Here is a 7,405-nt window from a genome sequence, read left to right on the forward strand (position 1 = left end):
TTCGACTTATACAGTGAGCCAGAGCCGACGAGATCCACCACGCGTAGGCTGGTCGGCAGCTTCAGATGTGTAAAAGACACAGGGTCTTGCCGGTGCCGGGCGGGGCGCACAGCACCGCCGTGCCGTGCGCGTCCAGCGCCCGGGTGAGGGCGGGGACGGCCTCGCGCACGGGCAGCGCGTCCAGGGCGGCGGAACGGATCACTTCGCGGCCAGTCCCTCTCGCATCGCAGCCAGTCCCTCCCGGGTCGGGGTCCGTCCCCCTCGCATCGGCGTCAGTCCCTCTTGCATCGGGGTCGTCCCTCTCGTGTCGCGGCCCGTCCTCGTATCGCGGCCCGTCCCCTGGCTCCGCGTCAGTCCCTCTCGCACACGAAGATCGCCGTGCCCGGGATCAGGTTGCCGCGCAGCGGGGACCAGCCGCCCCACTCCTGGCTGTTCCAGGCCGGCCACTCGGGCTCGACCAGGTCCACCAGCCGGAAGCCGCTCGCGACCAGCTCGCGGACCCGGTCGCCGAGGGTGCGGTGGTGCTCGACGTACACTGCGCGGCCCCGCTCGTCCTGCTCGACGTACGGCGTGCGGTCGAAGTAGGAGGCGGAGACGGACAGCCCCTCCGGTCCGGGCTCGTCGGGGAAGGCCCAGCGGACGGGGTGGGTGATGGAGAAGACCCAGCGGCCGCCGGGCCGCAGCACCCGGCGCACCTCCCGGAAGACCCGCACCGGGTCGGCCACGAAGGGCACCGCGCCGTACGCCGAGCAGGCCATGTCGAAGGAGCCGTCCCGGAACGGCAGCGCCCCGGCGTCCGCCTCCACCAGCGGGACCCCGCCGCCGATCCGCAGCGCGTGCTGGAGCTGGCGGTGGGACAGGTCCAGGGCGACCGGGCGGGCGCCCTGCGCGGCCAGCCAGCGCGCGCACTGCGCGGCACCGGCGCCGATCTCCAGGATGTCGAGGCCCTTGAGGCCGGCGGCCGGGCCGAGCAGCCCCGCCCGGGCCTCGTCCAGCCCCTCCGGGCCCCACACGAAGCGGTCGTCGCCGAGGAAGGCCCCGTGCTCGCTCTGGTACTCGTCGGCGTTGCGGTCCCACCAGCCGCGGCTCGCGCGGCTGCTTTCCGTCTCGCCGGCGTCACGCCGCGTGGCCTCGGCGTCCGCGTCCGAGTCCGATCCGGCTTCGTACGCGTCTTCGGGTGCGTAGTCCTCTTGGTTCATGGGGCCCGTCGTCGTAGTCTTCGAAAAAGTGGGCGGAGGCCGCAGCGGCTTCTCCACCTACGAGTTGTGCCGGTTATGCGGGCTTCTGCCCCGGGTGTGCGCCTTCGCGCATTGACCCTGTCCGGCTGCCCCCGTATGCTACAAGTTGCGCTGCGAGCCTGCGCTCCTCAGACCTAGCAGGCTGCGCTCGCATCTGTTGCAGTCCCCTCGGTTTTCGAGGCCTTCGCCGTCCCGTCGTGGGCGGCGGCCGCAAGGTCTCCTTGGCTGTCCGGCGTATGCAGAGGCGATAAGGGCTCCCGGCGTAGCAGTACCTACGACCTTCTGTCCGTAACCGGAGCCCTTTCCCACATGACGAGCAGCACCGAGACCACCGCCACCACTCCGCAGGTTGCGGTCAACGACATCGGTAACGAGGAAGCCTTCCTCGCCGCGATCGACGAGACGATCAAGTACTTCAACGACGGCGACATCGTCGACGGCGTCATCGTGAAGGTCGACCGGGACGAGGTCCTGCTCGACATCGGTTACAAGACCGAAGGCGTCATCCCGAGCCGCGAGCTCTCGATCAAGCACGACGTCGACCCGAACGAGGTCGTCAAGGTCGGCGACGAGATCGAGGCCCTGGTTCTCCAGAAGGAGGACAAGGAAGGCCGCCTGATCCTCTCGAAGAAGCGCGCCCAGTACGAGCGTGCCTGGGGCACCATCGAGAAGATCAAGGAAGAGGACGGCATCGTCACCGGTACCGTCATCGAGGTCGTCAAGGGTGGTCTCATCCTCGACATCGGCCTCCGCGGCTTCCTCCCGGCCTCCCTGGTCGAGATGCGTCGCGTCCGCGACCTCCAGCCCTACGTGGGCAAGGAGCTCGAGGCGAAGATCATCGAGCTGGACAAGAACCGCAACAACGTGGTCCTGTCCCGCCGCGCCTGGCTCGAGCAGACCCAGTCCGAGGTCCGCCAGACGTTCCTCACCACCCTGCAGAAGGGTCAGGTCCGCTCCGGCGTCGTCTCCTCGATCGTCAACTTCGGTGCCTTCGTGGACCTGGGTGGCGTCGACGGTCTCGTCCACGTCTCCGAGCTGTCCTGGAAGCACATCGACCACCCCTCCGAGGTCGTCGAGGTCGGCCAGGAGGTCACCGTCGAGGTCCTCGACGTCGACATGGACCGCGAGCGTGTCTCCCTGTCGCTGAAGGCGACCCAGGAGGACCCGTGGCAGCAGTTCGCCCGTACCCACCAGATCGGCCAGGTCGTCCCGGGTAAGGTCACGAAGCTGGTTCCGTTCGGTGCGTTCGTCCGCGTGGACGAGGGCATCGAGGGTCTGGTCCACATCTCCGAGCTGGCCGAGCGCCACGTGGAGATCCCGGAGCAGGTCGTCCAGGTCAACGACGAGATCTTCGTCAAGGTCATCGACATCGACCTGGAGCGTCGCCGGATCTCGCTGTCCCTGAAGCAGGCCAACGAGTCCTTCGGTGCCGACCCGGCGTCGGTCGAGTTCGACCCGACCCTGTACGGCATGGCCGCGTCCTACGACGACCAGGGCAACTACATCTACCCCGAGGGCTTCGACCCCGAGACCAACGACTGGCTCGAGGGCTACGAGAAGCAGCGCGAGGCGTGGGAGACCCAGTACGCCGAGGCCCAGGCCCGCTTCGAGCAGCACCAGGCCCAGGTCATCAAGTCCCGCGAGGCCGACGCCGCTGCCGCGGCCGAGGGTGGCGAGGCTGCTGCCGCCGCCGCGCCGACCGGTGGTTCGTACTCCTCGGAGTCGGACGACAACTCCGGCGCCCTGGCGTCGGACGAGGCCCTGGCCGCGCTCCGCGAGAAGCTGGCCGGCGGCCAGAGCTGATCACGGCGCAGCGTCCCGGTCGCTGACCGAAAGCTGAAACGGTAAGGCCCGTCCCCTCCGGGGGGCGGGCCTTACCGCGTTCCGTACGCCCGGGCCGCTTTCGGTCAAGACGCCAACTGGGGAATGGCGTCGGCTCCTTGGGCGTTGCGAAAGGAGAACGCGGCGAGGAGGAGTGGTGACGGTGCTTGATCCCCAGGGTCTGTACGAGTGGGACGCCAAGGGTCTGGCAGTGGTGGACATGGCGTTGGCCCAGGAGTCGGCCGGGCTGGTCATGCTCTACCACTTCGAGGGCTACATCGACGCCGGTGAGACCGGTGAGCAGATCGTCGAGCGGCTCCTCGACACCCTGCCGCACCAGGTCGTCGCCCGCTTCGACGCCGACCGGCTGGTCGACTACCGGGCCAGGCGCCCGCTGCTGACCTTCCGGCGCGACCGCTGGACCGCGTACGAGGAGCCGAAGATCGAGGTCCGGGTCGTCCAGGACGCCACCGGGGCCCCGTTCCTGCTGCTGTCCGGCCCGGAGCCGGACGTGGAGTGGGAGCGCTTCGCCGTCGCCGTCCGGCAGATCGTGGAGCGGCTCGGGGTCCGGCTGTCGGTGAACTTCCACGGCATCCCGATGGGCGTCCCGCACACCCGGCCGGTCGGCCTCACCCCGCACGGCAACCGCACCGACCTGATGCCCGGCCACCGCAGCCCCTTCGACGAGGCGCAGGTGCCCGGCAGCGCGGAGTCGCTGGTCGAGTTCCGGCTCGGCGAGGCCGGACACGACGTCCTGGGCGTCGCGGCCCACGTGCCGCACTATGTCGCGCGCTCCCCGTACCCCGACGCGGCGCTCACCGCGCTGGAGGCCATCACGGCCGCGACCGGCCTGGTCCTGCCCGGCGTGGCGCACGCGCTGCGGACCGAGGCGTACCGCACCCAGACGGAGATCGACCGGCAGATCCGGGAGGGTGACGAGGAGCTGGTCGGCCTCGTGCAGGGCCTGGAGCACCAGTACGACGCGGTGGCCGGGGCGGAGACCCGGGGCAACATGATCGCCGAGCCGGCCGACATCCCCTCGGCGGACGAGATCGGCCTGGAGTTCGAGCGGTTCCTGGCGGAGCGCGAAGGGGACCTCTGAGGGTGGGGCGGGACACGGGCTGCCGTACCCCGGTCGCGGTACGCCGTCTAAGCTGCGGCCCATGCTGAAAGTGGGCCTGACGGGCGGAATCGGTGCCGGCAAGAGCGAGGTCTCGCGGCTGCTGGCGGGGTACGGTGCGGTCGTCGTGGACGCCGACCGGATCGCACGGGAGGTCGTGGAGCCGGGCACGGCCGGGCTCGCGGCCGTCGTCGAGGCGTTCGGCCCGGAGGTGCTGACCCCGGAGGGCACGCTGGACCGGCCGAAGCTGGGCTCCATCGTGTTCGCCGACCCGGAGAAGCTGAACACGCTCAACGGGATCGTGCACCCGCTGGTCGGGGCCCGGTCCGCCGAGCTGGAACGGGCGGCGGGACCTGACGCGATCGTGGTGCACGACGTACCACTGCTGACCGAGAACGGGCTGGCGCCGCTCTACGACCTGGTGGTCGTGGTCGACGCCGCCCCCGGCACCCAGCTGGCCCGGCTGACCGGGCTGCGCGGGATGGCCGAGTCGGAGGCCAGGGCCCGGATGGCCGCGCAGGCCACGCGGGAGCAGCGACTGGCGGTGGCCACGCTGGTCATCGACAACGACGGGCCGCTGGAGGCGCTGGAGCCGCAGGTCCGCAAGGTGTGGGAGGAACTCACCGCACGGGCGGCGGCCGCCCGGGGCTGAGGCTTCCTGCGGCTGAGGCGGTCTGCGGCTGAGGGCTGCCTGCGGCTGAGGCGGTCTGTGGCTGAGGGCTTCCTGCGGCTGAGGCGGTCTGTGGCTGAGGCGGCTGCGGCCGGGGTGGTCCCGGCCGATGCGGCCTGCGGCCTGCGGCCTGCGGCCTGCGGCCTGCGGGAGCGCCCGGCCGGCATGCGCCCGGCCGGCGGTCCCGGGCCCGGTCACGCCGGCGGGTCCGTGGATCAGGAGCGGGCCCGGGTATCGAAGGGGGCCGTAGTGGGAAGGATCCGACCGTGTCCGAGACCACGCCGCCGCCCGGGTCGTCCGGCCCGCCCGGAGCCTCCGGTTCCCGCAGCCCGGAGACCCACGTCATCGCGTTCCGGGCCGCCGAGCAGCTGCTCGCCGCCCGGGATCCCCGCGGTGCCATCAGGCTGCTGGACCCGCTGATAGCCGCCCATCCGGAGAGCGGCGCGGCCCGGCTGCTGCGCGCCCGCGCCTTCTTCGCCTCCGCACAGCTGCGTGCGGCCGCGCGGGAATTCGAGCACATCCTGGAGCGGGAGCCGGACAACGCGTTCGCGCACTTCGCGCTGGCCCGCACCCACGAGCGGTCCGGGCGGCCGGAGCGGGCGCGCAAGCACTTCCGACTGGCCGCCGCCCTGGACCCCAAGCCGGAGTACGTGCAGGCGGCCCGCTTCGAGAACTGACTCCCCCCGAAACCCGCGGCGACCGCCGCCTCAGTGCTGCCGGGGCGGCTCGTACGGGGGGACATCGGGGCCGGGCTGCCAGTGCGGGCCCTGCCGGATGTGGCGCACGATCATCACCAGGTCGACCGCGACGAGCAGCGCCAGCACCCCGCACGCCGCCGCCCAGCCGGCCCGGCCCGCCAGCGCGAAGGCGGCCGTACCGCCGAGCGCCCAGAGCAGGCCCCAGACGCTCAGCCAGAGCCGTAGCCGCAGCGGGCTGCGGGCAGTCACCGGCTCGTTTCCCGAACGCATGGCCATCGCCTCGCCTAGTGGGTCCTCGTGGCGCATCGTGCCGACCCATGTCCATGGTCCCACCGCGGGCGGCCCGGGCCGAGGGCTCGGGGCCGGCGGGCGGCTGAGGGGCGCGGCGGCTCAGGGGCGCCCGGCGCCTCAGTGCCGGATCCTCAGTGCCGGATCCTCAGGGATGGAGCCTGTTCACGGCCGTCGTGGTCGTCGTCCTGAAGGCCGGGACGGGGGCGTCGGACAGGTTGCCCATCTGGCCCCACTGCACGACGGTCACCGTGGCGCCGTCGCGGCCGATGCCGTACAGGTGCACGCCCGGCTCGGACTCGGGGAGCGAGGTGTGCACCCCGTAGACGTGGGCGCCCTCCTCGACGGCGAGCGGGCCGTGGTCCTGCCAGGAGGCGGTGCCGCCCGGGTGCACGCGCAGCCAGTCGGCGGCGCAGGCGGCCACCTTGCGCTCCAGGGAAGCGGCGAGCTTGGCGGCCGCCCCGGCGGAGGCGGTCCGCCACGAGACCTGCAGCGCTCCCGTGTCGAACTCGGTGCCGAACTGCCGGTGCCAACTGCCGCCCGCGGGCACGCCCTCCAGGCAGAACACGGGCAGCTCCGGCAGGCCCTTGGCGACCTGGCCCTCGTACCAGGGCGAGCTCGGGTGCGGCGGCAGGTCGGTGCCCCGCAGGAAGCCGGGCGCGGCGGCGGCCGTACCGGCGGTGGCGGTGGCCGAGGCGGTGAGGGTGAGGGCGGCGGCGGCCGCGAGGACGGCGGACAGCAGGGTGCCGGTGCGTCGGAACACGGTGGTACTCCCCGTTGCAGACGATGAGGTGGACGAGCCCGGTGCGACTTCGCAGTCAGCCTTCCCCCGGCTCGGGGTGTCGGACGACGAAAACCGGCCGATTCGGGACACTGGAACGGCCATACGCGCTGCCACCTGGGGGAACACCCCCCGTAGGGAACGGCGTCGCGGGACGGGGGAACACCGTGGGCGAGGCGGAGGGGCCGGCCGGGCGGCCGGCGGAGACCCGGAGGTTCGCGCTGCTGATGCGCGGGCTGAAGGAGCGGTCCGGACAGAGCTACGGGAGCCTGGCGCGGCAGCTGCACGTCAGTACGTCGACCCTGCACCGGTACTGCAACGGCGAGGCGGTGCCCACCGAGTTCGCCACGGTGGACCGGTTCGTACGCGCCTGCGGGGCCGACCACGACGAGGCGGTGGAACTGCACCGGGCCTGGCTGCTGGCGGACGCGCGGCGGCGGGCGGCGGAGCGCAGCGGGACGCCGTCGGCTTCGAGACCGGCGGGGTCGGCTTCCGGCTCGGCGACGGGTGCCGGCCGTACGGACGTGTCCCCGGGCCGTACGGATGTCCCCTCGGGCCGTACGGACGTCTCCTCGGCGAGAGCCGACGGTGCGGGCGGCGGCGCCGGGACCGGTACCGGCGGGGCGGGTACGAAGCAGGGCGCCGGCTCGGGCGCCACGGATCCGGTCCCACGCGCCGCCGCGGCGGCGCGTGGGGTACCCGCGGGTGCCACCGGGCAGCCCGGGGCCGAGCGGCCCGGTTACGCCCCGTCCCGGATGCCCTGGTACCGGCGGCGGGCCGTGCTGGGGG

The 7,405-nt window shown here is 72.5% G+C and carries 9 protein-coding genes; 5 read left to right on the forward strand and 4 right to left on the reverse strand.

Annotation, left to right across the window (positions count from 1 at the left end; genetic code table 11):
• Window positions 1–61 precede the first annotated feature (61 nt).
• Together GPJ59_RS31065 and GPJ59_RS31070 are read right to left on the reverse strand one after the other, a co-directional pair.
• Window positions 62–202, reverse strand: a complete 141-nt coding sequence (locus GPJ59_RS31065) for a hypothetical protein (protein ID WP_219671251.1) — start codon at window positions 200–202, stop codon at window positions 62–64.
• Between the two features lie 148 nt (window positions 203–350).
• Entirely contained in the window at window positions 351–1,199 is an 849-nt protein-coding gene (locus GPJ59_RS31070; RefSeq protein WP_219671252.1) for a class I SAM-dependent methyltransferase, read from the reverse strand.
• A gap of 348 nt (window positions 1,200–1,547) precedes the next feature.
• Here GPJ59_RS31070 and rpsA point away from each other — a divergent pair, with 348 nt between their 5' ends.
• The 4 genes from rpsA (at window position 1,548) to GPJ59_RS31090 (ending at window position 5,526) form a co-directional block, all read left to right on the forward strand.
• The gene (gene rpsA / locus GPJ59_RS31075) at window positions 1,548–3,041 is read left to right on the forward strand and encodes a 30S ribosomal protein S1 (protein ID WP_219671253.1); all 1,494 of its coding nucleotides are present in this window, start codon (window positions 1,548–1,550) and stop codon (window positions 3,039–3,041) included.
• A gap of 181 nt (window positions 3,042–3,222) precedes the next feature.
• Complete coding sequence (locus GPJ59_RS31080) at window positions 3,223–4,161, forward strand: PAC2 family protein (protein ID WP_219671254.1); 939 nt, start codon at window positions 3,223–3,225, stop codon at window positions 4,159–4,161.
• A gap of 61 nt (window positions 4,162–4,222) precedes the next feature.
• Window positions 4,223–4,831 carry a dephospho-CoA kinase gene (gene coaE / locus GPJ59_RS31085; protein WP_219671255.1) on the forward strand — a complete coding sequence of 203 codons (609 nt, stop codon included), beginning with the start codon at window positions 4,223–4,225 and terminating at the stop codon, window positions 4,829–4,831.
• A gap of 284 nt (window positions 4,832–5,115) precedes the next feature.
• A complete protein-coding gene (locus GPJ59_RS31090; RefSeq protein ID WP_219671256.1) occupies window positions 5,116–5,526 on the forward strand; it encodes a tetratricopeptide repeat protein in 411 nt (136 codons plus the stop codon).
• 30 nt (window positions 5,527–5,556) lie between these two features.
• Here GPJ59_RS31090 and GPJ59_RS31095 read toward each other — a convergent pair whose 3' ends face one another.
• Together GPJ59_RS31095 and GPJ59_RS31100 are read right to left on the reverse strand one after the other, a co-directional pair.
• Window positions 5,557–5,817, reverse strand: a complete 261-nt coding sequence (locus tag GPJ59_RS31095; protein WP_219671257.1) for a DUF6343 family protein — start codon at window positions 5,815–5,817, stop codon at window positions 5,557–5,559.
• Between the two features lie 166 nt (window positions 5,818–5,983).
• Window positions 5,984–6,598, reverse strand: a complete 615-nt coding sequence (locus GPJ59_RS31100) for a hypothetical protein (protein ID WP_219671258.1) — start codon at window positions 6,596–6,598, stop codon at window positions 5,984–5,986.
• A 185-nt stretch (window positions 6,599–6,783) separates the two neighbouring features.
• Here GPJ59_RS31100 and GPJ59_RS31105 point away from each other — a divergent pair.
• The coding region (locus GPJ59_RS31105) for a helix-turn-helix domain-containing protein (protein ID WP_308120581.1) at window positions 6,784–7,405 on the forward strand (622 nt) is incomplete at its 3' end.

This window comes from Streptomyces bambusae, assembly GCF_019400985.1.
In the GTDB taxonomy this organism is placed as follows: domain Bacteria; phylum Actinomycetota; class Actinomycetes; order Streptomycetales; family Streptomycetaceae; genus Streptomyces; species Streptomyces bambusae_A.

What these genes read in the sequence shown, in the direction of transcription:
- GPJ59_RS31070 (WP_219671252.1), bottom strand. Translation starts at nt 1,199, where the DNA reads ATGAACCAAGAGGACTACGCACCCGAAGACGCGTACGAAGCCGGATCG.
- rpsA (WP_219671253.1), top strand. Translation starts at nt 1,548, where the DNA reads ATGACGAGCAGCACCGAGACCACCGCCACCACTCCGCAGGTTGCGGTC.
- coaE (WP_219671255.1), top strand. Translation starts at nt 4,223, where the DNA reads ATGCTGAAAGTGGGCCTGACGGGCGGAATCGGTGCCGGCAAGAGCGAG.
- GPJ59_RS31095 (WP_219671257.1), bottom strand. Translation starts at nt 5,817, where the DNA reads ATGCGTTCGGGAAACGAGCCGGTGACTGCCCGCAGCCCGCTGCGGCTA.